This is a genomic window from Bradyrhizobium sp. JYMT SZCCT0428 (assembly GCF_018131075.1).
Lineage (GTDB): Bacteria > Pseudomonadota > Alphaproteobacteria > Rhizobiales > Xanthobacteraceae > Bradyrhizobium.
This window is the reverse complement of sequence record NZ_JAFCLS010000004.1, coordinates 39,384-65,626: the sequence shown is the minus strand read 5'-3', so window position 1 is coordinate 65,626 and position 26,243 is coordinate 39,384. Positions and strand designations below refer to the sequence as shown.

The 26,243-nt window shown below is 62.7% G+C and carries 23 protein-coding genes; 17 read left to right on the top strand and 6 right to left on the bottom strand.

All coding sequences use genetic code 11. The features are described 5' to 3' along the window. Window positions 1–135 precede the first annotated feature (135 nt). Complete coding sequence (locus JQ575_RS05145) at window positions 136–543, bottom strand: globin (RefSeq protein ID WP_212032391.1); 408 nt, start codon at window positions 541–543, stop codon at window positions 136–138. A 498-nt stretch (window positions 544–1,041) separates the two neighbouring features. Here JQ575_RS05145 and JQ575_RS05140 point away from each other — a divergent pair, with 498 nt between their 5' ends. From JQ575_RS05140 to JQ575_RS05075, 14 genes are all read left to right on the top strand, one after another. Next, on the top strand, window positions 1,042–1,416 hold the full coding sequence (locus JQ575_RS05140) for a DUF2946 domain-containing protein (RefSeq protein ID WP_212032170.1): 375 nt from the start codon (window positions 1,042–1,044) through the stop codon (window positions 1,414–1,416). 93 nt (window positions 1,417–1,509) lie between these two features. After that, window positions 1,510–3,705 carry a TonB-dependent receptor gene (locus JQ575_RS05135; RefSeq protein ID WP_212032169.1) on the top strand — a complete coding sequence of 732 codons (2,196 nt, stop codon included), beginning with the start codon at window positions 1,510–1,512 and terminating at the stop codon, window positions 3,703–3,705. A 95-nt stretch (window positions 3,706–3,800) separates the two neighbouring features. Then, window positions 3,801–4,304, top strand: a complete 504-nt coding sequence (locus JQ575_RS05130) for a copper chaperone PCu(A)C (RefSeq protein WP_212032168.1) — start codon at window positions 3,801–3,803, stop codon at window positions 4,302–4,304. Between the two features lie 95 nt (window positions 4,305–4,399). After that, window positions 4,400–4,924 (top strand): YcnI family protein, encoded by a 525-nt coding sequence (locus tag JQ575_RS05125; protein WP_212032167.1) that lies wholly within the window; start codon window positions 4,400–4,402, stop codon window positions 4,922–4,924. Window positions 4,925–4,929: 5 nt separating this feature from the next. Beyond that, window positions 4,930–6,495, top strand: a complete 1,566-nt coding sequence (locus JQ575_RS05120) for a copper resistance protein CopC (RefSeq protein ID WP_212032166.1) — start codon at window positions 4,930–4,932, stop codon at window positions 6,493–6,495. 952 nt (window positions 6,496–7,447) lie between these two features. Continuing rightward, the gene (proS, locus tag JQ575_RS05115) at window positions 7,448–8,770 is read left to right on the top strand and encodes a proline--tRNA ligase (protein WP_212032165.1); all 1,323 of its coding nucleotides are present in this window, start codon (window positions 7,448–7,450) and stop codon (window positions 8,768–8,770) included. Window positions 8,771–8,864: 94 nt separating this feature from the next. Further along, a complete protein-coding gene (locus tag JQ575_RS05110; RefSeq protein ID WP_192733424.1) occupies window positions 8,865–10,145 on the top strand; it encodes a lipoprotein-releasing ABC transporter permease subunit in 1,281 nt (426 codons plus the stop codon). Next, entirely contained in the window at window positions 10,145–11,425 is a 1,281-nt protein-coding gene (locus tag JQ575_RS05105) for a lipoprotein-releasing ABC transporter permease subunit (RefSeq protein WP_212032164.1), read from the top strand. The genes JQ575_RS05110 and JQ575_RS05105 overlap by 1 nt, the downstream gene beginning before the upstream one ends. Continuing rightward, window positions 11,418–12,131, top strand: a complete 714-nt coding sequence (locus JQ575_RS05100) for an ABC transporter ATP-binding protein (protein WP_409363572.1) — start codon at window positions 11,418–11,420, stop codon at window positions 12,129–12,131. Before JQ575_RS05105 ends, JQ575_RS05100 begins: the two co-directional genes overlap by 8 nt. Before the next feature lie 339 nt (window positions 12,132–12,470). Then, complete coding sequence (locus tag JQ575_RS05095; protein ID WP_212032163.1) at window positions 12,471–13,217, top strand: outer membrane protein; 747 nt, start codon at window positions 12,471–12,473, stop codon at window positions 13,215–13,217. A gap of 249 nt (window positions 13,218–13,466) precedes the next feature. Continuing rightward, window positions 13,467–13,631, top strand: coding sequence for a hypothetical protein (locus JQ575_RS05090; RefSeq protein WP_312015886.1), 165 nt, complete (start codon window positions 13,467–13,469; stop codon window positions 13,629–13,631). 257 nt (window positions 13,632–13,888) lie between these two features. Next, window positions 13,889–14,143 carry a hypothetical protein gene (locus tag JQ575_RS05085; RefSeq protein WP_212032161.1) on the top strand — a complete coding sequence of 85 codons (255 nt, stop codon included), beginning with the start codon at window positions 13,889–13,891 and terminating at the stop codon, window positions 14,141–14,143. Window positions 14,144–14,918: 775 nt separating this feature from the next. Then, window positions 14,919–18,425, top strand: a complete 3,507-nt coding sequence (gene dnaE, locus JQ575_RS05080; protein ID WP_212032160.1) for a DNA polymerase III subunit alpha — start codon at window positions 14,919–14,921, stop codon at window positions 18,423–18,425. A 100-nt stretch (window positions 18,426–18,525) separates the two neighbouring features. Then, a complete protein-coding gene (locus tag JQ575_RS05075; protein ID WP_212032159.1) occupies window positions 18,526–19,053 on the top strand; it encodes a DUF2846 domain-containing protein in 528 nt (175 codons plus the stop codon). Between the two features lie 81 nt (window positions 19,054–19,134). On the opposite strand, the gene JQ575_RS05070 is transcribed toward JQ575_RS05075, so the two are convergent. From JQ575_RS05070 to JQ575_RS05050, 5 genes are read right to left on the bottom strand one after another with little or no spacing between them, the layout of a single operon-like run. Further along, window positions 19,135–20,280, bottom strand: coding sequence for an acyl-CoA dehydrogenase family protein (locus tag JQ575_RS05070; protein ID WP_212032158.1), 1,146 nt, complete (start codon window positions 20,278–20,280; stop codon window positions 19,135–19,137). A 12-nt stretch (window positions 20,281–20,292) separates the two neighbouring features. After that, on the bottom strand, window positions 20,293–21,120 hold the full coding sequence (locus JQ575_RS05065) for an SDR family NAD(P)-dependent oxidoreductase (RefSeq protein ID WP_192733416.1): 828 nt from the start codon (window positions 21,118–21,120) through the stop codon (window positions 20,293–20,295). 13 nt (window positions 21,121–21,133) lie between these two features. Then, window positions 21,134–21,538 carry a MaoC family dehydratase gene (locus tag JQ575_RS05060; RefSeq protein WP_409364762.1) on the bottom strand — a complete coding sequence of 135 codons (405 nt, stop codon included), beginning with the start codon at window positions 21,536–21,538 and terminating at the stop codon, window positions 21,134–21,136. Window positions 21,539–21,546: 8 nt separating this feature from the next. Then, entirely contained in the window at window positions 21,547–22,002 is a 456-nt protein-coding gene (locus JQ575_RS05055) for a MaoC family dehydratase N-terminal domain-containing protein (RefSeq protein WP_212032156.1), read from the bottom strand. A 9-nt stretch (window positions 22,003–22,011) separates the two neighbouring features. Next, window positions 22,012–23,196 carry a lipid-transfer protein gene (locus tag JQ575_RS05050; protein WP_212032155.1) on the bottom strand — a complete coding sequence of 395 codons (1,185 nt, stop codon included), beginning with the start codon at window positions 23,194–23,196 and terminating at the stop codon, window positions 22,012–22,014. Window positions 23,197–23,291: 95 nt separating this feature from the next. On the opposite strand from JQ575_RS05050, the gene JQ575_RS05045 reads away from it, so the two are divergent. The 3 genes from JQ575_RS05045 to JQ575_RS05035 all read left to right on the top strand — a co-directional run bounded on the left by JQ575_RS05045 (window position 23,292) and on the right by JQ575_RS05035 (window position 26,174). Then, on the top strand, window positions 23,292–23,987 hold the full coding sequence (locus tag JQ575_RS05045) for a TetR/AcrR family transcriptional regulator (protein WP_249166451.1): 696 nt from the start codon (window positions 23,292–23,294) through the stop codon (window positions 23,985–23,987). Then, a complete protein-coding gene (locus JQ575_RS05040) occupies window positions 23,984–25,540 on the top strand; it encodes a long-chain fatty acid--CoA ligase (RefSeq protein ID WP_212032154.1) in 1,557 nt (518 codons plus the stop codon). The genes JQ575_RS05045 and JQ575_RS05040 overlap by 4 nt, the downstream gene beginning before the upstream one ends. A 214-nt stretch (window positions 25,541–25,754) precedes the next feature. Further along, a complete protein-coding gene (locus JQ575_RS05035; RefSeq protein ID WP_212032153.1) occupies window positions 25,755–26,174 on the top strand; it encodes a CBS domain-containing protein in 420 nt (139 codons plus the stop codon). Window positions 26,175–26,243 lie beyond the last annotated feature (69 nt).

Sequence of the window (26,243 nt, the reverse complement as noted above, 5' to 3'; positions counted from 1 at the left end):
GACCGACGGCGTCGATTTGCACGCACCGCGGATGCAGGCAGTGTCTCACAATCGTTGTGCCCACGCCACCCGTCAGCTGATCACGTCATCGCCGAGGGCTGCGGATTCGATCGAGCAAGGTGAGTGGAAGCCGTTTTAGCTTGTGCGCTGCAAGACCAGCTGCTCGATCTCGTCGAGCAATTTCCGCCATGCAGCATCGATCTCGGGCGACCAGTCCTGATCGAGGATTTCGCGCAGGGTCGCGGCGATCACACCGAAGAATGCAATGAACAGGTCGCGCGGCGTGCCGTAGGCGTCGTGCGAGGAAATCTCGCACTCGATCATGCGGAAGTGGCCGGTGCGGGGACCTGCGAAATCCAGGATCGCATCGATCGTCAGCGCCAGCATCGAGCCCTTGACGAGTTCGCTGCCCTCGGTCCGGAACATGGTTTGTGTTTCGGGATGTTCGCCGTGCAGGCGCTCATACACCAATGGCGTCAGATCCGCGCAGCGCTCGGCGGCAATCTCAAAGCTTCGCAGAATCGGATTGGAGGATGCGATCATCGGGCGTACGTGATCTCGATTCTTCGAACGGCGGAAGAAGGATGATCGCAGAAAAAAAAGAGCAGGGCACGGAGCCCTGCTCAAAAATTGTGTCGACCCTTTTACCTCGAAAATTTGGGTTTGATCTTGATTGACGAGGCGACGCTGCTTGTGCGCGTCAGGGCTCCTCCCGAGACTTGGACCACCAGACTTCAACCTTTCGGCCAGCCTGAGCCAGCACATGTAGACTATCTTTTTCCACTTGTCACCATTTTCAGCAACGATTGTTCAAAATTCTAGCAATCTGCGAAATGATTGGAATTACACCACTATTCCTTGTGGTTCAGGGGCAGTACCCGTGCCCGGCAACGGGCACGAAGGGCCGGAATCTCCGCCTCAATCGGCTGGAACGCATCTGAAAAGCCGGGTTATTTGCGCAACACAAGCGGATAAACCGGAAACCCGATCTCGACTTCGGACCCTCTCGGTGATTAGTTCTTCACCCCGGATGGGTTTGCGATGCGCGCGCGGCTGAAAAATTTCCTACCGATAGTCCTGATCGCCCTGGTGGTGCAGATTTTCGCACCGATCGGCGCGTGCTGGGCGGCCAGCATCGCGGCTTCCGATCCGATCGCCGCGGCCGTGATCTGTCACGGCAATGCAGATGCCTCCACCGGCCAGAGCGACCAGACCGGGCATCGCGCGCACGATGGTTGCTGTTCGGTCTGCAGCGTGCTCCACACCGGTGCGCCGGTCGACGTGCCGCAAACCGCCGACGCTATCGTCATCGAACGCCAGCACGCGCGCGTGGTCTGGGTCGAATTCACAACGGAGCGGTTCGGTTCCCGCGCCGGCTCGCACGCGCAAGCGCGCGCGCCACCTTCCATTTCCTGACCTTTCGAACATCCGAACGATCGGTGCGGCCTCGGCTGCGCTGATCGGTGCAGTTCATTAACCGGCCGCTAGAGCCGGTGTCAGGAATACCACATGTTTCGCTATCATTTGCCCGCGGGCGCGCTTGCTTGCGCCGCCGTCTTTGCATCAGCTCCGGCGGGTGCTCAAACCAATACGCAAAGTTCGCTTCCGCCCGTCACCGTGGATGCCCCGACGCCGCAGCGGGCAGTTTCAGCCCGTGCTCCGCAGCGCGGTGCGGCGCGCACGGCGCGGGCGTCGCGTGCTCGAAATCCGGCCCCGGTTGCGCCGCCGGTCGCCAACGAACCGGCGAGGGGGCCGGCGCTGACGGTTCTCACGGTGCAACAGGCAATCCGCGAGATTCAGCAAACCCCGGGCGGCGTCGCGCTCGTTCCGGCCGAGGCCTACCGGAATTCGACCGTCGCCAATACGATCAAGGATGTTCTCGATTATGTCCCCGGCGTCTTCGCGCAGCCCAAATGGGGCGACGATTCCAGGCTCTCGATCCGCGGTTCCGGTCTGTCGCGCAACTTCCATCTGCGCGGCGTCCAGCTCTACATGGACGGGATCCCGATCAATACGGCTGACGGCTACGGCGATTTTCAGGAAATCGATCCGACCGCCTACAAATATGTCGAAGTGTTCAAAGGCGGCAACGCATTGCGGTTCGGTGCGAACTCGCTCGGCGGGGCCATCAATTTCGTCACGCCAAGCGGTCGCGACCCTTTCGTGAACGGCGTCAGTGTCGATGGCGGCGCTTTCGGGTTTCGCCGGCTGCAGGCAAACGCGGGCGGCGCCAACGGACCCTGGGACGGTTTCGTGACCGCCTCGACGCAGGCTGCGGACGGGTTTCGCGATCACAGCAACGGCAGTGCGACGCGCGTCAGCGGTAATGTCGGCTACCAGTTCTCGCCCGATTTCGAGACGCGGTTCTATGTGAACGCCAATCAGGTCCGGCAGCGCATTCCCGGCACGGTCACCAAGCAGTCGGCGCTCACGTCCCCCGAGACGGCGGCGCCGAACAACATCCTGATGGACCAGCAGCGCAACATCGATACGGTGCGGCTGGCAAACAAGACGACGATCCGCTTTGAGGACACCGTCGTTGATTTCGGCGTGTTCGGCGTCGACCGCCATTTGATGCATCCGATCTTCCAGTGGCTGGACTATCGCTACAAGGATTACGGCGGCTTTGCCCGCGTCACCGATGACCGCAACATCGGCGGCTTCCGCAATGTTCTCGTCGCCGGCGTCAATGTCATCAACGGCAGCATCGACAACCAGCAATTTGCCAATATCGCCGGACAGAAGGGAGCGCTGCTGTCCTCATCGGTCGACAAATCGCAAAACACCTCGCTCTATGTCCAGGACTCGTTTTATTTCCTGCCGAACGTGGCGGCTGTCGCCGGTACGCAGTTCCTGTACGCCACGCGCGACCGTCGCGACCGTTTCTTGAGCGATGGAAATCAATCGGGACGAACAGAATTCAATCTGTGGAGCCCCAAAGCCGGCCTGCTGTGGGACATCGATCCGACCTGGCAGGCCTACGCCAACATCTCGCGCAGCGCCGAAGTGCCGAGCTTCGGCGAAAGCGCGAATGTACCGGGCGTCGCGGTCATCCCGTTCACCAGCATCCGGCCGCAACGTGCGACCACCTATGAAATCGGCACCCGCGGGCGGCGTCCGGATTTGACCTGGGAACTGACCGGCTATCGCGCCGACATCAAGGACGAACTGCTGTGCCTCTACAGCGCGTTCGGCAATTGCAACGTGACCAACGCCAATCGGACCTACCATCAGGGGATTGAAGCCGGCTTGGGCGCAGCTGTCATCAAGGGACTGTTCGTCCCGGGCAGCGCGCCAGACAAGGTCTGGGTGAACCTTGCCTACACCTTCAATGACTTCCGCTTCGACAACGATCCGGTCTTCGGAAACAACCAGTTGCCCGGCGCGCCGCGTCATTACCTGCGGGCCGAACTGCTCTACAAGCATCCGACAGGAATCTATGTCGGCCCCAACGTCGAATGGGTACCGGAATCCTACTATGTGGATAGCGCCAATACCCTGAAGACGTCGGCCTATGCGCTTCTCGGGTTGAAGGCGGGCGTCGACAATGGTGGCACCTATTCGATGTACATCGAGGCTCGAAACATCGCCAACAAGGCCTACATCAGTTCCGCCAGCATCATCGACAGGGCAAATCCGAACCTGCCGTTGTTCGAGCCCGGCACTGGCCGTGCCGTGTACGCGGGCGTAAAAGCGCGGTGGTGATTGATTGCGACTCCCGGCGCGCGCACGTTGCGCCGGGGGGATTCGAGACGCCGTTTGCGGGCGCGAGCCGCAAAAAGAAAACCAAGGAAAATCCGATGAATTCGTTCTCTCGTACCGTTGCCTGCGTCGCTTTCGTGGCCGCGCTATTCACCGCTCCCTTGCACGCCCAAGAGGTCAAGGCCGGCAGTCTCGTCATCACCCAGGCCTGGAGCCGCGCCACACCGGGCGGTGCCAAGATCGCGGGTGGATACCTCACCATCGAGAACAAGGGCTCGACATCGGATCGGCTCATCAAGGGCACAGCTGACATCTCAGGCAAGATCGAGGTCCACGAGATGGCTGTCAACAATGGCGTGATGACGATGCGGGAACTCGACAAGGGCCTCGCCATCGAACCCGGCAAGACCGTAAAGCTCGCGCCGGGCGGCTACCACCTGATGCTGATGGATCTCAAGGGCCCGCTCAAGCAGGGCGACAAGGTGCCGCTCACGCTTGAGTTCGAAAAAGCGGGCAAGGTGACGCTGTCGCTCGACGTGCAGGGCGTCGGCGCCCAGGCGCCCGCGCATGATCATTCGGGTCATTCCGGCATGAAGAAGTAATGGCGATGGAAAGCGTTCGCCATTCAGAGCCAGGCTGTTCGCGCCTGATGCGGCGGGCGTCCGATTCAATCCAGCATGAGCATTTGAGGCCAAAAATGTCGAAGCCAGGCTTACTAGTCGCTGTCGCTGCACTCTGCGCCGCGTCTTCCGCCAACGCGCACGTCACGCTCGAGAAGCGCGAGGCGGCCGTCGGCAGTTATTACAAGGCGGTATTTGCCGTGCCGCATGGTTGTGCGGGATCGGCCACCGTCAAAATCCGGGTGCAAATCCCCGAAGGCGTGATCAGCGTCAAGCCGATGCCGAAGGCCGGCTGGACCCTCGAGACGACAAAGGGAAAATACGCCGTCGAGTACGAATATCATGGCAACAAATTCTCCGAAGGCGTCAAGGAAGTGTCTTGGAGCGGCGGCAAGCTCGCCGACGACAACTACGACGAATTCGTCATGGCAACCTTTCTCACTGGTGGCCTGAAGCCGAACACGACGCTGTATTTTCCGGTGGTGCAGGAATGCGAGAAGGGGGTAAGCCGCTGGATCGATATTCCGAAGGCCGGGGCCGGGGCGCATAGTCATGACGGCTCTTCACCGGCGCCGGGCCTCAAGCTGATTTCGAAGCCGTAAATTCGATGTTACGCGTCATCGCAGCCGTCGCGGCACTGCTGGTGGCGCTCTGTCTTGCAACGGGCGCGCTTGCGCATGCGTCGCTGGTAGCTGCCGAACCTGCCGATGGCAGCGTCGTGGCCGAGGCGCCAAAGACCGTGCAATTGCAGTTCAACGAAAGCGTCACGCCCGCGGTCGTCAACCTGATCGATGCCGCGGGCAAGACGCGCGCCGTCACGGTGCGCGCCGTCGACCAATCCGTCGTGATCGTGTTGCCTGATGATCTGCCGCGCGGGACGCAGGTCGTCAGCTATCGCGTGGTTTCCCAGGACGGGCATCCCGTTGGGGGATCGCTGGTGTTTTCGATCGGCGTTGTGACGTCCAGCGCCGCCAAGTCGAATGGCGGCGCGTTTGCGATCCTGATCTGGCTGGCCCGTATCGGGGTTTATGTCGGTCTGTTCGCAGGCGTCGGCGGCGCGTTCTTTGCCGCATGGATCGGGCAGGGCTCCGGCGGTGCGCGCGTGATCACTGGCGCGCTCGCCGTCGGTGTCGCGAGCGCGGTCGCCTCGCTTGGCCTGCAGGGCCTCGACTTGCTCGATCGTCCGCTCGGCGGGCTGGCGACATCAGCGCCATGGAGCAGCGCGCTCGGAACCAGCCTCGGGCCGTCGCTGCTGATTGCGATCGCGTCGATGGTCATCGCCTGGTTTGCGTGGCGCAGCCCCGCCGGGACGACCGCCAGAGTTTTGACTGTTCTTGCGATGGCGGGCGTCGGGCTGTCGCTGGCAACGAGCGGGCACACCGCAACGGCATCACCGAGATCGCTGACGGCGCCCGCAATGTTCGTCCATGGCGTTGCCATCGCCTTTTGGGTCGGCGCACTCGCGCCCCTTGTGGTGCTGGCGCGCCAATCGACGGGAGCGGTGGTGCCGGTGCTGCAACGGTTCGCGCGCCTGGCCGTGCCGGTCGTCGGGCTTCTGGTGTTGAGCGGATTGGGTCTGGCGATCATCCAGCTGGAGCGCGTTGGCGCGCTGATCGAGACCCGATACGGCGTTATCCTGCTGGTCAAATTGAAACTGGTCGCGGTCCTGCTGGGGCTCGCCGCGCTGAACCGGTACCGCCTGACACCGGCCGTGGCGGCCGATCCGCAGAAAACGCGGCCATTGATCGGCTCGATCCTGATCGAATGCGTCGTGGTGGTGGGCATCCTCGCCGTGGTCGCGACCTGGCGCTTCACACCGCCGCCGCGGGTGCTCTCGGCCGCCGCGCAGGCGCCGCTGGCGATCCATATCCACACCGAGAGCGCGATGGCTCAGGTGTCGATTTCGCCGGGCAAAGTGGGTTCGGACGATTTTGTGCTGCAATTGTTGACCGGCGACTTCGCCGCGCTATCGGCCAAGGAGGCAACCCTGACGCTGAGCCTGCCGGAGCGCGGTATCGAACCATTCGAGCGTCAAGCGACGCGCGGGCGGGATGGGTCCTGGCACGTGCGCGGCGTGCCGTTGCCGCTCGCCGGCCGTTGGCACATGCGGATCGACGCGCTGGTGACCGATTTCGAGAAGGTCACGCTGGAAGGCGACTTCGACGTGCGGTGACAGGGTGTGCTGCGTCGCCTCGCGCGCAAGCGTAATCTTGCGGTCAGCATGCGACAAAACAACCCGACGGGCAAATCAATTCTGATTTACGGAAATAATGTCAAGTACAAAGTTTCTGTAAATCAAAAATATTTTCCTTTCCTTCGACCCCAAATCACCGGCACATTCTCACCCATCCCGTCCCACTCAGAGGGGCGTCGGCCGTCGTCACGACGAGGGGCGGGTTGCGGTGGACGTAACAGTTGCGATGGACGGTCGCGGCTGAAGCGTACGGCGAAAGCGTGTGGTCCTGGCGCCCGTAACGGCGTCAAGTCTTGCGGAGCGATCTGCGAGGCGACGGTGGCAATAGAGGCCGTCTCACCGGGGAGAGCGAGCTATAAGCCGTAAAGCCATTGCGCAGGGAATGTCGGATGCTCTCCGCTGCCCTGTATGCTCGTGTGCGCATTTCTTTGCACTATTTGCACACGAGACCGCGGGTGCAGCGCGCATCCGGCATTCCCTGCGCCCTCTGTCTTAGGGGGCGAAAGTAACCTGCAAACCTCGGGCGCAAGGCGCCGCGAGAATGCGAAGGTGTATCTACCCGTCATCCTGAGGTGCGAGCGTAGCGAGCCTCGAAGGATGAATCGGCCACAGGCCGGGCCGTCGTCCTTCGAGGCGCGCAAGAGCGCGCACCTCCCGAGCGAACGCAGAGCGTTCGTCCGGGGATGACGGAGCTGAGATAAGGCACGCGGCGCGATGGATTGCTTCGCTTCGCTCGCAATGACGCGGGCGGAGCGGGTGGAAACAACCCGGACCTCTTCGCGCCGCAATCATGCAGTCAATATCGGCCGCAAAACGGCCGGAAATCCGCGCATCTTGCGGCTTTTTAAGGTGTTCCGGCCTTGTATTTTCGTACCCGATCCGGTTTCACTGCCATTCTTCCTTTGGTCCCCCTGATTCCCTGAGTTGACCCATGCGATTGTCGCGGTTTTTTCTGCCCATCCTGAAAGAGAATCCGAAAGAGGCGGAGATCGTCTCGCACCGCCTGATGCTGCGTGCCGGCATGATGCGGCAGGAAGCGGCGGGCATTTACGCCTGGCTGCCGCTGGGTTTTCGGGTGTTGAAGAAGATCGAGCAGATCGTCCGTGAGGAGCAGGACCGAGCAGGCGCCCTGGAACTGCTGATGCCGACGCTGCAGCTCGCCGACCTCTGGCGCGAGAGCGGCCGCTACGACGCCTATGGTCCGGAAATGCTGCGCATCAGCGACCGCCACAAGCGCGAACTGCTGTACGGGCCGACCAACGAGGAAATGATCACCGAGATCTTCCGCGCCTACGTCAAATCCTACAAGAGCCTGCCGCTCAATCTCTACCACATCCAGTGGAAGTTCCGCGACGAGCAGCGTCCGCGTTTCGGCGTGATGCGTGGCCGCGAATTCCTGATGAAGGATGCCTATTCGTTCGACATCGACGAGGCCGCGGCGCGGCGCTCCTATAACCGGATGTTCGTCGCTTACCTGCGCACCTTCGCGCGGATGGGGTTGAAGGCGATCCCGATGCGCGCGGAGACCGGCCCGATCGGCGGCGATCTCAGCCACGAATTCATCGTGCTGGCCGAGACCGGCGAGTCCGGCGTCTATTGCGACAGCGACGTGCTCAATCTGCCGATACCGGGCGACGACGTCGATTATGACGGCGATCTGACCCCGATCATCAAGCAATGGACCTCGGTCTATGCCGCGACCGAGGACGTGCACGATGCCGCGCGCTTCGACAGCGAAGTGCCTGCCGACAAGAAGGTGCACACCAGGGGCATCGAGGTCGGCCAGATCTTCTACTTCGGCACCAAATATTCCGACGCCATGAAGGCGATGGTCGCGGGCGCCGACGGCGTCGACGTGCCGATCCATGGCGGCTCCTACGGCGTCGGCGTGTCGCGCCTGGTCGGCGCCATCATCGAGGCCTGCCATGACGATGCCGGCATCAAATGGCCCGAGGCGGTGGCCCCGTTCACCGCCGTGATCCTGAACCTGAAGCAGGGCTCCAGCGATACCGATGCGGCCTGCGAGGCGCTGTACCGCGAGCTCGAGGCCAAGGGCGTCGATGTCCTCTATGACGACACCGATCAGCGCGCGGGCGCAAAATTCGCCGCCGCTGACCTGATCGGTATCCCCTGGCAGATTCTGGTCGGCCCCAAGGGCCTCGCCGAGGGCAAGCTCGAGATCAAGCGGCGCAGCGACGGCTCGCGCGAGAATCTCAGCCCGGCGGAAGCGGTCGCCAGGATAGTTGGACGATAAGCGGTCGATCGCGGGATAAAGATTATCCACGGGGGGCGGGTATTCTTGGCCATTCCCGGCCACATTTGGCCCCGAATCATGGGATTATCGAAAGATGGATGAGACCATGAACGAGACAGTCCGAACCCCGCCGTTTTCGCAGTTCGAATGGCTGTTGTCGGGACGTTACCTGCGGGCGCGTCGCAAGGAAGGTTTCATTTCCGTCATCGCCGGTTTTTCGTTCCTCGGCATCATGCTCGGCGTTGCGACGCTGATCATCGTGATGGCCGTGATGAACGGCTTTCGCAAGGAGCTGCTGGACAAGATCCTCGGCCTCAACGGACATCTCTTAATTCAGCCGCTGGAATCGCCGCTGACGGACTGGAAGGATGTCGCCGAGCGTATCAACCAGGTTCAGGGCATCCGGCTGGCCGCGCCTGTCGTGGACGGCCAGGCCCTGGCGTCCTCCTACTTCAACGCCTCGGGCGTGCTGGTACGGGGCATACGCTCCGCGGACCTGACCAACCTCACCTCGGTCGCCAAGAACATCAAGCAGGGCACGCTGGAAGGTTTTGACGAAGGGCAGGGCGTTGCCATTGGGCGTCGGCTCGCCGATACGCTGTCGTTGCATGCCGGCGACAGCATCACTTTGGTTGCCCCGAAGGGGGCCGTGACCCCGATGGGCACCACGCCGCGCATCAAGGCCTACAAGGTCGCCGCGGTGTTCGAGATCGGCATGTCGGAATATGATTCGAGCTTCGTGTTCATGCCGCTGCCGGAGTCGCAGGCCTATTTCAACCGCAAGGACGACGTCACCGCGATCGAGGTGTTCACCTCCAATCCGGACAAGATCGACGCTTTCCGCAAACTGGTGACGGAAGCGGCCGGGCGGCCGGTGTTCCTGGTCGACTGGCGGCAGCGCAACTCGACCTTCTTCAACGCGCTGCAGGTCGAACGTAACGTGATGTTCCTGATCCTGACCATGATCGTGCTGGTCGCGGCGCTCAACATCGTCTCCGGCCTGATCATGCTGGTCAAGGACAAGGGCCAGGACATTGCGATCCTGCGCACCATGGGCGCCTCGCAGGGCTCGATCATGCGGATATTCCTGATCACGGGGGCTGCGATCGGCGTGGTCGGCACGCTGACCGGCTTTTTCGTCGGCATGCTGGTTTGCCTGAACATCGAATCGATCCGGCAATTCCTGTCGTGGATGACCAATACCGAGCTGTTCTCGCCGGAGCTCTACTTCCTGTCCAAGCTGCCCGCCGAGATCGATTTCGGCGAGACCACCGCGGTGGTGATCATGGCGCTGACGCTGTCGTTCCTGGCCACGCTCTATCCGTCCTGGCGCGCCGCGCGCCTCGATCCCGTCGACGCGCTCCGGTACGAGTGATGGGTGAGACCATGAAGGAGACAGTTCGTACCCCGCCGTTTTCACAGTTCGAATGGCTGTTGTCCGGGCGTTACTTGCGGGCGCGCCGCAAGGAAGGCTTCATTTCCGTCATCGCCGGTTTTTCGTTCCTTGGCATCATGCTCGGCGTTGCGACGCTGATCGTCGTGATGGCCGTGTTGAACGGCTTTCGCAAGGAATTGCTGGACAAGATCCTCGGCCTCAACGGACACCTCTTGATTCAGCCGCTGGAATCGCCGCTGACGGACTGGAAGGATGTCGCCGAGCGGATCAGCATGATCCAGGGTGTCCGGCTGGCCGCGCCGGTGGTTGACGGTCAGGCGCTGGCGTCGTCGGCCTTCAACGCCTCGGGTGTGGTGGTGCGCGGCATGCGCGCCGCTGACCTGAACAACCTCAACTCGATCTCGGGGAACATCAAGCAGGGCACGCTGCAAGGCTTCGACGAGGGGCAGGGCGTCGCGATCGGTCGCCGGCTCGCCGATACGCTGTCATTGCGTGCCGGCGACAGCATCACCCTGGTTGCCCCGAAGGGGGCCGTGATCTCGATGGGCACCACGCCGCGCATCAAGCCCTACAAGGTCGCCGCCGTGTTCGAGATCGGCATGTCGGAATATGACTCAGGCTTCGTATTCATGCCGCTGCCGGAGTCGCAGGTCTATTTCAACCGCAAGGACGATGTCTCCGCGATCGAGGTTTTCACCTCCAATCCGGACAAGATCGATGCTTTCCGCAGGCTGGTGACGGAGGCGGCCGGACGGCCGGTGTTCCTGGTCGACTGGCGGCAGCGCAACTCGACCTTCTTCAATGCGCTGCTGGTCCAACGCAACGTGACGTTCCTGATCTTGACCATGATCGTGCTGGTCGCGGCGCTCAACATCGTCTCCGGCCTGATTATGCTGGTCAAGGACAAGGGCCAGGACATTGCGATCCTGCGCACCATGGGCGCCTCGCGGGGCTCGATCATGCGGATATTCCTGATCACGGGGGCCGCGATCGGCGTGGTCGGCACGCTGACCGGCTTTTTCGTCGGCATGCTGATTTGCCTCAACATCGAATCGATCCAGACATTCCTGTCGTGGCTCACCAACACCGACATATTTCCGCGAGAGATCTATTTTCTCTCGAAGCTTCCGGCCGAAATCGCCTTCCGCGAGACCTCTGCCGTCGTGATCATGGCGCTGACGCTGTCGTTCCTGGCCACGCTCTATCCGTCCTGGCGCGCGGCGCGCCTCGATCCCGTGGACGCGCTCCGGTATGAGTGAGGGCAAAATGGCCGAGGGCGCGGAAGATGTACCGGTGGTCTATCTCCACGAGATAAAACGCCAGTACACGCAGGGCGAGGCGACGCTGACCATTCTCAACGGCGCCAAGCTCGCGCTGTGGGCGGGGCAGTCGGTGGCGCTGGTGGCGCCGTCGGGCTCGGGCAAGTCGACGCTGCTGCACATCGCGGGCCTGCTCGAAAGCCCCGATGACGGCGAGGTCTATGTCGGGGGAGTGCCGACCTCGCAATTGTCAGACATCGACCGCACCCACATCAGGCGTTCCGACATCGGCTTCGTCTACCAGCAGCACAGGCTGCTGCCGGAATTCACCGCGCTCGAAAACGTCATGCTGCCGCAGATGATCCGTGGTCTCAAGCGCAACGAGACGATCAAGCGCGCAACAGAGATCCTGGCCTATCTCGGTCTTGGCGAACGCATCACCCATCGCCCGGCCGAACTGTCCGGCGGTGAGCAGCAGCGCGTCGCGATCGCACGCGCGGTCGCCAATGCGCCGCGGGTGCTGCTGGCGGACGAGCCGACCGGCAACCTCGATCCGCACACCGCCGATCACGTCTTCAACGCCCTGATGCAGCTCGTGAAGGCGACGCGGGTCGCGATGCTGATCGCAACCCACAATATGGAATTGGCCGGCCGCATGGACCGGCGGGTGTCGCTGGTGGATGGCCAGGTCGTCGAGCTGGAATGAATGGAATTGGAATCGCTCCACGCATTCGAATCTCGTTGTGCTCGGAGCGCGCTCGTCGCTTCGATCACGGATCGTTGAACATCTTTAGCCGCGCACGCGCACCATCTCTTCAACACAATCGCACACGGCAATACCGCTGCGCGGTTCCATTGTGATTTTTCTGCGGCGAACGTGCACACAATGTTTCGAAAAGTGCCTGTTACACAATATTAACTTACATTTTCGCTGAAGTCGTTTCGCGTGCGCTGTTGCAGCCAAGTTACAGTAATTCAAACGAACAATGGTATGACGCTGCCACGGCCTTGGGGGCTGTACCAACTGGAACGGGAATTAAAAAAGATGAAGAAGGTTTTGCTTGTAACGGCCAGTCTGATCGCGCTCGGCGCGGCTGCGCCGGCAGTGGCTGCGGATCTCGCCGCGCGTCCCTACACCAAGGCGCCGCCGATGATCGCCGCTGTGTATGACTGGAGTGGTTTCTACATCGGCGTCAACGGTGGCGGCGGTTGGAGCCGCAATGATTGGGCCGCGGTCGCTCCCAACGTTCTGGTTGGCCCCGAGGGTTCCCATGACGCATCCGGCGGCACGGTCGGTGGTCAGGTTGGCTATCGTTGGCAGGCCGGCCAGTGGGTGTTCGGCTTGGAAGCGCAGGGCAACTGGGCTGACTTCAAGGGCTCGAACACCAGCCTGCTGTTCCCCGGCTTCGTCAACCATTCGAAGATCGACGCGTTCGGCCTGTTCACCGGTCAGGTCGGCTATGCCGTCAACAACGTACTGCTCTACGTCAAGGGCGGTGCTGCTGTGACCTCGAACCGTAACCACATCAACACCGTTGCTGGCGCGCTTGCTGCGTCCACCGGCGACGACACCCGCTGGGGTGGCACGGTCGGTGCTGGCCTCGAATACGGCTTCGCCCCGAACTGGTCGATTGGCGTCGAGTACAACCACATCTTCCTGCAGGATCGGACCTACACCTTCACCACGCCGGCTGGCGTGTTCTTCGGCACCGATCGCGTCAGCCAGGACGTCGATCTGGTCACCGCTCGCCTGAACTACAAGTTCGGCGGCCCGGTCATCGCCAAGTACTGATCTAACTAAGTACTGATTTCGCTACTCGCTAGCGAGACCATTGAAGCCCCGGGCGTCGCCCGGGGCTTTTTTGTTGGCCCACTGGTTCGACATTGCGGAAGTTTTTGTTAACGCGAGAGCGCAAGTCCATTTATCGCGCCCTTAACTACAGGAACTTCGCGGACTTGAATCGCCCCGCCGCCGGCGCATAGTTGCGCAATGGCAAGCAGCATCTGGACCACAGAAGAATTTACCTGCCCCGGTTGCGGAATGGATTACTCCGCGACGAGGGAGCAGCATCAGCACAAGCATTCGGGCAAATTCGAATGCATGGTCTGCCAGACCGAAGTCCACGCCTGGTCCGGTACCCATGATTATTTCGGCTGGAAGCCGGTCAAGAAGACCTCGCCGGTCTTTGGACGGAAGACGGCCTAGCCGCGCGGGCTGGAATTGCTCAGCTCCCGAAGGCATATTCGGGACATGAAAATAAGATTCTCCATCATCGTTTCAGCCGTCCTTCTCGCCGTCGCAGCCCTGCTGATTTTCAACGGCCGACTTCACGCGCGCGGTCCCCATCACCCCACCACGGAATGTGGCTTCTGGGGGCCGATGGAGGCGGGGATGTCGTGCCAGTGACAAGCAACGTTCCCTGAGGGCTGGCAAACGCGCCGGGCCGGGCTCATATTTGGGGTATGGAAAACGTCCACAAATGCACCTCGGTTCTGAGCCCGCTGATTGCGGAGGCTAAGACGAGCGCCATTCCGCTGGCCGAAAATGCCATCGACGAGTTGGTCGCCGTGACGCCCGCACCCCAGCAGAGGGACGCCCTGGAAAGTGTTCGGTCGGTGGTGAAAGCTCACGGCGACGCGGCCGGGCCCGGCTCTCAGTGCGACTTTGCAGATGCCGTGAATGACTACATCGAAAAGCTGATGCGGCGTCTCATCTGACTCCGCGACCCCACCCAGTCGCCAAGTCGATCAGTTTGATTGTGGCAGGGTTGCTGGCTGGAAAACGCCCGGTTCCGGGCGCATATTCGGGGCATGGCGACGATTGTTCAATGCAATTGCGGCGCCGAGTACAGACGTACTGAAGAGAAGTTCTTGGTACCGCAAACGGGTGACGCGGTCTGCACGGTCTGCGGGGCGGCGCTGGAGTCGTGGTGGAATAGCGGCCACGTTCCCACCTACGAGCTTATTGAACGTCCTCGGACGGAAGGCGGGAACGGCAAGGCACCCGAAACGCCCTAGGGACCCCAACCAGTTCGCCAAGCGATCATGGACTTTGCGACGGGGGCCGGGGCCCGGAATTAACCACAGGGGTTGTTCTTCAAACGGACCCGTCAGGCGCGCTTGACTCCGAGAACAAAAAAGGAACAATGTTCCTCATATGTTCTTGGATCGGGAGTGCCTGCGATGTTGAGGATGTTTGTAGAAGAAGCCGCTGCTCTGGCGTCGATTACGCTGTTTGTCGGGATGATTGCGGTGTGGGCCCAGCTGATTCCCCAGCTCTGAGGTGGGAGCGGGATCGGCGCCGGCGTACCCCCAAAACAGGCTTCGACAGCCCCTTGGGGAAAAGCCGGATGGCGGGGGCCAGCTGAGCGTTCCGCGTGGACTTCGCTAGCCCAACGCATCACCATTGGAGCCGGCGAGTCGGCGCCCGGGAAGGTTTCCCGGAGAGCCTGACGATCGCTCCCAGCCACGATGCAAGAGCCCGCAAAGCGACATGTCCAACGCCGGATTCGTTCATCTCCACGTTCATTCGGCCTATTCGCTGCTGAAGGGTTCGATCAAGATCGCCAAGCTCGGCGAGCTTGCCAAAGCCGACCGCCAGCCGGCGCTGGCGCTGACCGATACCGACAACATGTTCGGGGCGCTGGAATTCTCCGACAAGATGGCGGGCTATGGCATCCAGCCGATCGTTGGGCTGGAACTCGCGGTCGATTTCGGCGACCAGGATCCCAACGCGCGCAATGCGCTGGCCACGGCGCCTGCGCGAATCGTGCTGCTGGCGGCACGCGAGCGTGGCTACCGCAGCCTGATGCACCTGAATTCGCGGGCGTTCCAGGAGACGCCGGTTCATCAATCTCCGCACATCAAGCTCGAATGGCTTGAAGGCCACTCGGAGGACCTGATCGCGCTGACCGGGGGCCCCGAGGGGCCGATCTCGCTGGCGCTGCACGGCGATCATTCGGCGCTGGCGGCGACGCGCTGCGACCGGCTGACCAGCCTGTTCGGCGACCGCCTCTATGTCGAATTGCAGCGCCACGGCATCGACAAGGAGCGTCGTGTCGAATCGGGCCTGATCGATCTCGCCTATGCCAAGGGCCTGCCGCTGGTCGCGACCAACGAGCCGTATTTCGCAAGCACTGACGACTACGAAGCCCACGACGCGCTGCTCTGCATCGCCGGCGGCCGCCTGATCGCCGAGACCGACCGCGAACAGCTGACGCCGGATCACCGCTTCAAGACCCGCGCCGAGATGGCGGTCCTGTTCGCCGACATTCCGGAGGCCCTAGCTTCCACCGTCGAGATCGCCGAACGCTGTTCGTTCCGGCCGATGACGCGCAAGCCGATCCTGCCGCGCTTTACGGTCGGCGCGGGATCGGGATCCGATGCAGTTGGCGAAGAGGCTGCCGAACTGAAGCGTCAGGCCGAGGAGGGGCTTGCCAGGCGCCTTTCGGTACATGGCCTGTCGCAGGGCACCTCGGAGGAGGACTACCAGAAGCGGCTGGCGTTCGAGATCGACGTCATCAACCGCATGAACTATGCGGGCTACTTCCTGATCGTTTCCGACTTCATCAAATGGGCCAAGGACAACGACATTCCGGTCGGGCCGGGCCGCGGCTCGGGCGCGGGATCGCTGGTGGCCTATGCGCTGACCATCACCGACCTCGATCCGCTTCGCTTTGGCCTGCTGTTCGAGCGCTTCCTCAATCCCGAGCGCGTCTCGATGCCGGACTTCGACATCGACTTCTGCCAGGATCGCCGCGGCGAGGTCATCGACTACGTGCAGCAGCGCTACGGCCGCGATCAGGTGGCGCAGATCATCACCTTCGGAACGCTGCAAGCGAGGGGCGTGCTGCGCGACGTCGGCCGCGTGCTGCAGATGCCTTACGGGCAGGTCGACAAACTGACCAAACTGGTGCCGCAGAATCCCGCAGCCCCGGTAACGCTGGCTGCTGCGATCGAGAGCGAACCAAAACTGCAGGCATTCCGCGACGAAGATCCCGTCGTGGCGCGCGCCTTCGACATCGCGCAGCGCCTGGAAGGACTGACCCGGCACGCTTCGACGCACGCCGCCGGCATTGTGATCGGCGATCGTCCTTTGAGCGAACTGGTGCCGCTCTACCGCGATCCCAAATCCGACATGCCGGTGACCCAGTTCAACATGAAATGGGTCGAGCCCGCCGGCCTCGTGAAGTTCGACTTTCTCGGCCTGAAGACGCTGACCGTGCTCGACGTCGCGGTCAAACTGCTCAGGCAACGCAATATCCACGTCGATCTCGCAACGCTGCCGATCGAAGACGCCCCGAGCTACCAGATGCTGGCCAGGGGCGATGTGGTCGGCGTGTTCCAGGTGGAAAGCCAGGGCATGCGGCGCGCGCTGGTCGACATGCGGCCCGACCGCTTTGAGGACATCATCGCGCTGGTGGCGCTCTACCGCCCCGGCCCGATGGCTAACATCCCGACCTATTGCGCGCGCAAGCACGGTGACGAGGAGCCGGAATATCTCCATCCGATCCTGGAGCCGATCCTGAAGGAAACCTTCGGCGTCATCATCTACCAGGAACAGGTGATGCAGATCGCCCAGGTGATGGCCGGCTACTCGCTCGGCGACGCCGACCTGCTGCGCCGGGCGATGGGCAAGAAGATCCGCGCCGAGATGGAGAAGCAGCGCGCGATCTTCGTCGCCGGGGCGGTCAAGAACGGCGTGCCGAAGGGGCAGGCCGATACGATCTTCGAACTGCTCGCAAAATTCGCCGACTACGGCTTCAACAAGAGCCACGCCGCGGCCTACGCGCTGGTGTCGTATCACACCGCCTATATGAAGGCGCATTATCCGGTCGAGTTCCTGGCCGCGTCGATGACGCTCGAACTCAACAACACCGACAAGCTCAGCGAGTTTCGCGCCGAGGCGCAGCGGCTCGGCATCAAGGTCGAGGCGCCCAACATCAATCGCTCGGGTGCGACCTTCGAGGTTGGCGAAAACACCATCTATTATGCGCTGGCCGCGCTGAAGGGCGTCGGCCCGCAGGCAGTCGAACTGATCGTGGAGGAACGGCGCAAAGGGCTGTTCACCTCGCTCGCCGATTTCGCCGCGCGCGTTAATCCGCGCGCCATCAACAAGCGCGTCATCGAAAGCCTGGCGGCAGCCGGCGCTTTCGACACGCTCGATTCAAACCGCGCGCGGGTATTCGGCGGCGCCGAGGCTATTCTGGCCGCCTGCCAGCGCAGCCATGAGGCGTCGACGATCGGGCAGAACGACATGTTCGGCGGTGCCGCGGATGCTCCGACCATCATGCTGCCGCAGATCGAACCGTGGTTGCCGGCCGAGCGGCTGCGGCGCGAATACGACGCCATCGGCTTCTTCCTGTCGGGCCATCCGCTCGATGACTATGCCACGGTGTTGAAGCGGCTGCGCGTGCAGTCCTGGGCGGAATTCTCGCGCGCGGTCAAAACCGGCGCGACCGCCGGCAAGGTCGCGGCCACGGTCGTCTCGCGCATGGAGCGGCGGACCAAGACCGGCAACAAGATGGGCATCATGGGCCTGTCCGACCCGACGGGCCATTTCGAAGCGGTGCTGTTCTCCGAAGGCCTCGCGCAATATCGCGACGTGCTGGAGCCGGGGGCTGCCGTGCTGCTGCAGCTCGGCGCCGAACTGCAGGGCGAGGACGTGCGGGCGAGGGTGCTGCACGCCGAGCCGCTGGATGATGCGGCGGCCAAAACCCAGAAGGGCCTGCGGATTTTCGTTCGCGATACCAAGCCGCTGGATTCGATCGCGCGACGGCTGAACATGCCGGAGCCGGTCGTGCCCGGTGCGCCAAAGGGCCTGCCGGCGAAACCGGCGCCCGCGCCGTTGGGCGGCGCCGATGGCGACGTCTCGCTGGTGATCATGATCGACCTCGAAACCGAGGTCGAGATGAAGCTTCCCGGCCGCTTCAAGGTCTCGCCGCAAATCGCCGGCGCGATCAAGGCGGTGTCGGGCGTGGTCGACGTGCAGACGCTGTAGGCGCTGGGCAATTAACCGGTCACTCGGATAACACGGCACAGCTATTGCAACCTCACGATGTTCTCGGCTATGTCCTCGCCGGGATAGTGCTGGGGGCGTTATGTTGAAGCGTGGAATTGCCTTGCTGTCGGGCGCGTTGCTGTTGTCGGGCTGTATGACGGCCAAAGTCGGAACAGACTATGCGGTGATGTCGCAGAAGATCGGTCCGCCAAAACCTGGACAGTCCCGGGTAGTGGTGCTTCAACGAAAGCGCGACGGGCTGTCGATGTCCCTTTGCGCCTGTGATGTGAAGCTGGACGGCAGTCCAATGGGCAAGGTGGTGGTCGGAACCTACGCCTATGCCGATCTCCCGGCCGGTCCGCACCAACTCACTGCGACCGAAGTGATGTTTCCCGGCGAGTCCAGGCGAGATTTCACCACGGCGCCCGGCCGCACTTATTTCTTTCTGGTAAAATCGAGCGCGAGGCATGACGCGGTAACCGGCACGACCATGGTTGCGGGATTGGCTGGGGCTCTGGTTGCGTCCGTTGCAACGTCCGGCAGCGACAATACAGGACCGGCCGACCTTATTGCGCTGGACGAGCCGACGGCGAGAACGACGCTCGCCGAACTACAATTAGCGGACTAAGCCTCAGCTGAGGCCCGCAGCGGCTCGGAGCCGGGCGATGAGCCGCGGACCGCGGCAGTCCGGCATCGTCGCGACCTCCTGTTAGAGCGACCGCGCGATCAACAGCTTCATGATCTCGTTGGTGCCGCCGTAGATCTTCTGGATCCGCGCATCCACGAACATCCGCGCGATCGGATATTCCTCCATGTAACCGTAGCCGCCGTGGAGCTGCAGGCATTCGTCCGCGGTTTCCACCTGCTTCTGCGAAGTCCACCATTTTGCCATGGAAGCGGTCACGGTATCGAGTTCACCGGCGACGAGGCGCTCGACGCACCAGTCGACGAACACACGTGCAATCATGGCCTCGGTCTTGCGCTCCGCCAGTTTGAAAGCGGTATTCTGGAATTCGATGATCGGCTTGCCGAATGCCTTGCGCTCCTTGGTGTAGTCGGCGGTCAGCTTGATCGCGCGCTCCATCGACGCCACGGCGCCGACGGCCAGCGAGAGGCGCTCCTGCGGCAATTGCTGCATCAACTGCACGAAGCCGTTGCCTTCCTCGCTGCCCAGCAGGTTTTCCGGCGGCGCCACCGCATTGTCGAAGAACAATTCGGACGTGTCGGATGCGTGCAGGCCGATCTTGTCGAGGTTGCGCCCGCGGCGGAAACCGTCATTGCCTTCGGCTTCAAGCACGATCAGTGAGATACCCTTGGCGCCGGGCTCGCCGGTGCGCGCGACCACGATGATCAGGTCGGCGGCCTGGCCGTTGGTAATGAACGTCTTCTGGCCGTTGATGACGTAGTTGTTGCCTTGCTTTCGGGCCGTCGTGCGGACGCCCTGTAAATCGGAGCCGGTGCCGGGTTCGGTCATGGCGATGGCGCCGACGAACTCGCCGCTGGCCATTTTCGGCAACCAGCGCCGCTTCTGTTCCTCGGACCCGTAGTTCAAAATGTAATGCGCGACGATTGCGCTATGCACCGAGTACCCGGTCGTCACTTCGGGTACCACGGTTTCGAGATCCTCGATCACGGCCGCTTCATAGGCGAAGCTGGCGCCCAGCCCGCCATAGGCTTCCGGCACGCTCGGAAGCAGGGCGCCCATTTCGCCGAGCCCGCGCCAGGCGGAGCGGTCGACCATCTTCTGGTCGCGCCATTTCTCCGCATGCGGCGCCAGATCCTTGGCGAGGAACTTGCGAAACTGGTCGCGAAAGACGTCCAGTTCCTCCGTCATCCAGGATGAACGATATTGCATTGATCCCTCGCGTCAGATGATGAGGCCGCCACCGCAGACGACGACTTGCCCACTGATGTAGTTCGATTCCGGGCTGCAGAACAGATAGACGGCGTCCGCCGCTTCCTCCGGTGTGCCGCCGCGTCCGAGCGGAATCATTCTCGCCATCGCGTCGAGCATCTGGGGCTGGACGCCGACCTTGATGTCACGGCCGGCGACGTCGATGGTTTTCTGCTGGGTTTCGATCGGCTGGGTCAGGCGGGTATTGATCAGGCCGAAGGCCACGCAATTGACGTTGACCTTGTAGCGTCCCCATTCCTTGCACAGCGTGCGCGTCAGCCCGACCAGCGAAGCCTTGGCCGACGAATAACTGGCCTGGCCTGCGTTACCGTAAAGCCCGGCAATCGAGGAGATGTTGACCACCTTGCGAAACACTTCGCGGCCGGCTTCGGCCTCTTTCTTTGCCATGATCCGGATCGGCTCGGAGGCGGCACGCAGCAGACGGAACGGTGCGACCAAATGGACGTCCAGCATGGCCTGGAACTGTTCGTCGGTCATCTTCTGGATCGTCGAGTCCCAGGTATAACCGGCGTTGTTGATGATGATGTCGAGGCCGCCGAATGTCTCCATGGCTGCTCCGACGAAACGGTCGGAGAAGCCGGATTCGGAAACACTGCCGTTGATCGCGATGGCTTCGCCGCCGCCCTTGCGGATTTCCGCGGCGACGGCGTCGCCCGGCGCTGCATCGAGATCGTTGACCACGACCTTCGCGCCCTCGCTGGCAAGTTTCAGCGCGATCGCGCGGCCGATGCCTCGCCCCGATCCCGTGATCAGTGCGACTTTTCCCTTGAGCTTGGTCATTTGTTTTCCCTGATCAGAGTGCGATGACGGCTTCGCCGGCGAGCTTGAGATCGCCGTTCTCGTCTTTGGTCGTCAGCGCCAGCTTCGCGCATCGCTCGCCATCATGCTCGACGAATTCGGCAACATGCCCCTCGCAGGTCAGGCGTGCACCGAGCTGCGTGATCGCGACGAAGCGCGTCGAGAACATGCGAAGCCGCGGGGGAGGGACCGCATCGGTCAGCGCCTGGCCGAGATAGCCCATGACCAGCATGCCGTGGGTGAAGACGTCAGGATAACCGGCGGCCCTGGCGAAATCCAGGTCGACATGGATCGGATTGTGGTCGCCCGAGGCGCCGCAATAGAGCGCCAGCGTGTGGCGGCTGATTGGCGGAAACACCTTGTGCACGAGACGGTCGCCTATCGCGGGTTGAGCTTTCACGGCGGTACTCATGCGGTTTTGGGATTGAGCACCACCACGGTCCGCGAGACGTCCGCGACGTGGGTGCCGTTCTGATTGGTGACTTTGGTTTCGATGCCGACCAGCGTCATCGCGCCCCCCTTTTTGTCGGCGACGCTGACGATGCGCGGCTGGAACTTGAGCGTGTCGCCGACCACCACGGGCGCGCGGTAGGTGAAGCGCTGTTCGCCATGCAGCAGGCGCCCGATGTCGACGCCGATGACGGTGATGAACTCGAAGGCCTGTTCCGCGTCCATCATCTCAAGGCAGAATAGATAGGTCGGCGGCACCGGCGTCGCGGCATAGCCGGCGGCCTGCGCGGCCCGGGCATCGCCATAGACCGGATTGGTCTCGCCCAGCGTCTCGCGGAAATAACGCAGGCGTCCTGGCTCGACATGCGCGGTGACAGGCGAAAGGCTGCGGCCGACGAGGGAGGGGTCAATCATGTCAGGGCCTCAGGCGCGTTCGTAGAGCGTGACGACGCAGGCGCCGCCGAGGCCGAGATTGTGCTGCAGGGCGCGCCTTGCGCCGTCCACCTGTCGCGCTTCCGCCGAACCGCGCAACTGATGCGTCAGTTCGTAGCATTGCGCGAGGCCGGTGGCGCCGAGCGGATGGCCCTTGGACAGCAGGCCGCCGGACGGATTGGTCACGGTCTTGCCGCCATAGGTGTTGTTGCCGTCGTCGATGAAGCGCTCCGCGCCGCCGTCGGGGCACAGGCCCAGCGCCTCATAGGTGATCAGCTCATTATGCGCGAAGCAGTCATGCAGTTCGACGACGTTGAGATCGTCAGGACCGATGCCGGCGGCCTCATAGACCTTGTTCGCCGCGGCGCGCGTCATGTCGAAGCCCACCACCTGCATCATGTCGCCGGCCTTGAAGGTGGAGGGCGTATCGGTGGTCATCGCCTGCGCCGCGATCCGAACGTCCTTGCGCAGGCCATGCTTGCTGGCGAATTTCTCCGAGACCAATACGGCCGCCGCACCCCCGCAAGTCGGCGGGCAGGCCATCAGCCGCGTCATCACGCCGGGCCAGATCACCTGATCGTTCATGACATCGTCAGCGCTGACTTCCTTGCGGAACAGCGCCAGCGGATTGTTCTTGGCATGCCGGCTCGCCTTGGCCCGCACCTTGGCGAACGAGGTCAGCGGCGTGCCGTATTTCTTCATGTGGCTGAGACCGGCGCCGCCGAAATAGCGCAGCGCCAGCGGGACGCCTTGCGCGTCGACCAATTTGTCGGCCGCGGCGTCAAACTCGTCAAACGCGCTCGGCCGGTCGGTGAAGACAGCGCCGAGCGCGCCGGGTTTCATCTGCTCGAAGCCGAGCGCGAGCACGCAATCGAGCGCGCCTGATTCAATCGCCTGCCGCGCCATGAACAGCGCGGTCGAACCGGTCGAGCAATTGTTGTTGACGTTGATGATGGGGATGCCGGTCATGCCGACCTGGTACAGCGCGCGCTGCCCGCAGGTTGAATCGCCGTAGACGTAGCCGGCATAGGCCTGCTGGATCATCTCGTAGCCGACGCCGGCGTCAGCCAGCGCGAGCCTGGTCGCTTCCGCGCCCATCACCGGGTAGGGCGCGTTCGCGCCCGGTTTGACGAAGGGGATCATGCCGACGCCGGCAACATAGACGCTGGATGCCATGGTGTGCTCCCTTTATTACCCATTGGACTTTTTCTTACCCATGGGTAATATACGGGCCGACGGAGCCCGTCAATGCAGAGCAGGCAAGAATCAGGATGGATGCGCAGTCACCCGAAACCAATCCATCGCCATGGATGCCGTTCGAGAGCCGCCGCCGTGCGCGCGACGAGAAACGCGAAGCCGTGCTGCGCACCGCGGTGCGGCTGTTTCTCGAGCAGGGCTATCACCGCGTCACGCTGAACGATGTCGCCGAGCGGCTGAACATTACCAAGCCGGCGCTGTACAATTATTTCCGCAGCAAGGACGAGATCCTGTTCGAATGCTGGGCGTTAGGGCAGGAAATCGTCGACGAGTTCATCGCTGCAATCGACAAAGGCGGCGGCAATGCGCTCGCCAAGCTGCGCAAGCTGATCCAGGCTTATGCCGAGCAGATGACGACTGATTCCGGCGCCAGTCTGGTGCGGTTCGATGCGCGCGACCTGACCGCGGAAAACCAGAAGATCGTCCGCGCCGCCAAGAAGCGCATCGACCGGACCTTTCGCAAGTACCTCGCCGACGGCGTCGCCGACGGTTCGATCAAGCCGTGCGACCCGAAACTCACGGCGTTTGCCATCGCAGGTTCACTGAACTGGATCGGTCATTGGTATCAGCGCGACGGCGCGTGGTCGGCGGAAGCCGTCGCCAGCCGGTTCGCGGCTCAACTCACCGAAGGGCTGGCAAAAGCCCCGGCAAGCAAACGCGGCCCGGCAACACCCAAGAAAAGCCGGCCGGCAAAGGGAGGACGGAAATGAACATCACGCACGGCCTGCGGCGCGCGCTGCAGATCAACCCGAACGGCCTTGCCATCGTCTATGGCGACCGCAAGAAAAACTGGCGCGAGGTCGGCGACCGCGTGGCGCGGCTTGCCGCCGGCATCCGGGCCCTTGGCGCGCAGGCCGGCGACCGTGTCGCGATCCTGTCGCTCAATTCCGATCGCTATCTCGAGCTTTATCTTGCGGCCGGCTGGTCCGGCACCGTGATCGTGCCGCTCAACATCCGCTGGAGCCCGCTGGAGAACGAAGACGCCATGCGCGACTGCCGCGCCGGCATCCTGTTCGTCGACAAGGCTTTCGCTGCGGTCGGCGCGACGCTTGCTCAGGCGATCCCGGATCTCAAGCTGATCTATGCCGATGACGGCGACGCCCCCGCCGGCATGGAGGCGTATGAGGCGTTGATCGCGCGCAGCGCGCCGATGCCGGATGCGATGCGCAAAAGCGAGGATCTCGCCGGCATCTTCTATACCGGCGGCACCACCGGACGCTCCAAGGGCGTGATGCTCAGCCACGGCAATCTGATGGTCAATGCGCTGAACGCACTCGGCGAAGGCCTGTGGCCGAGCAGCACGGTCTATCTGCACGCCGCGCCGATGTTCCACCTTGCCAACGGGGCGGCGATGTACTCGGTGCTGCTGAGCGGCGGCTCCAACGTCATCATCCAGGGCTTTACGCCCGACGGCGTCGCCGGCGCGATGCAGCGCGATCGCGTGACCGACGTGCTGCTGGTGCCGACCATGATCCAGATGTTCGTCGATCATCCGAAACTCGGCGAGTACGACCTGTCGTCGCTGACGGGTATCACCTATGGCGCTTCCGTCATCAGCGATGCCGTGCTCAGCCGCGCCATGAAAGCGCTCCCCAATGTGCACTTCACGCAAGCCTACGGCATGACGGAATTGTCGCCGATCGCGACGATACTGCACTGGAAGGAGCATATCGGCGATGGCCGCGCCAAGGGGCGGCATCGCGGCGCCGGCCGTCCCACGCTGGGTTGCGAGGTCAGGATCGTCGATGCCGATGACAAGGTGGTGCCCACGGGCACCGTCGGCGAGATCGCGGTGCGCGGCGACAATGTGATGATGGGCTATTGGGAGCGGCCGGAGGAAACCGCCAAGGCGGTCATCGACGGCTGGATGCACACCGGCGACGGCGGCTACATGGATGAGGACGGCTTCGTCTACGTGGTCGACCGCGTCAAGGACATGATCATCTCCGGCGGCGAGAATGTCTATTCGGCCGAGGTCGAGAACGCTCTGGCGCAGCATCCGTCGGTGGCGCAATGCGCCGTGATCGGTATCCCGAGCGAGCGCTGGGGCGAGCAGGTTCACGCCATTGTCGTTCCGAAGCCTGGCGCGAGCGCAACTCCCGACGAGTTGATGGATTTCTGCAAGACGCTGATCGCAGGTTACAAGTGCCCGCGCAGTGTCGAGGTCACACAGACCCCGCTGCCATTGTCCGGCGCCGGCAAGATCCTGAAGCGTGAGTTGCGCAAGCCGTATTGGGAAAAACGCCAGCGCATGGTGAGCTGAGGCCGCCGCCTGTGCGCCGGCCTGACCACTTAACGCTGGCGAGGCATCGTGGTTTGATGGACGTGCTGCCGGCAAGGGCTTTCCCTGCGTTGCGGAGTGGTCATCGCATTTTTTTGCGATGCCGTCCGATCCGATCCGTCGTATAGTCGAGCCAAGGGGGAACTGTTCTGCATCACGGGGATACCACCTGAAATCGCAGCAACGGAGGTCCGCCATGAAAGTCAAGGAAGCGATGCACAAGGGCGTCGACTGGGTTAGTCCCGACACGCCCGTCACCGAAATCGCAAAGCTGATGCGAGCGCATGATATCGGCTGCATTCCGATCGGGGAGGACGATCAGCTGATCGGAATGGTGACCGATCGCGACATCGTCTGCAAAGGGCTTGCTGGCAACGGCTTCGATGCCAGCCGGGCCAGGGCGCGCGACGTGATGACCGAAGGTATCCACTGCTGCCGGGAGGACGATGACCTCGCCAAGGCGGTGCATCACATGGAGACGCTGAAAGTCCGCAGATTGCCGGTGATCAACAAGAGCAAGCGGATGGTCGGCATGATCAGCCTGGGTGACATCAGCCATTCAACGTCCGGCGACGTTGTGTCCGGGTACGTCAAGAGCGTTTCAGCCCATCACTGAAGCGCGGCGACGCCTCGCGATCGACACGCCCTGGAGCAACCGGTCGCGGCTGTTCAATGGCGAACGCGC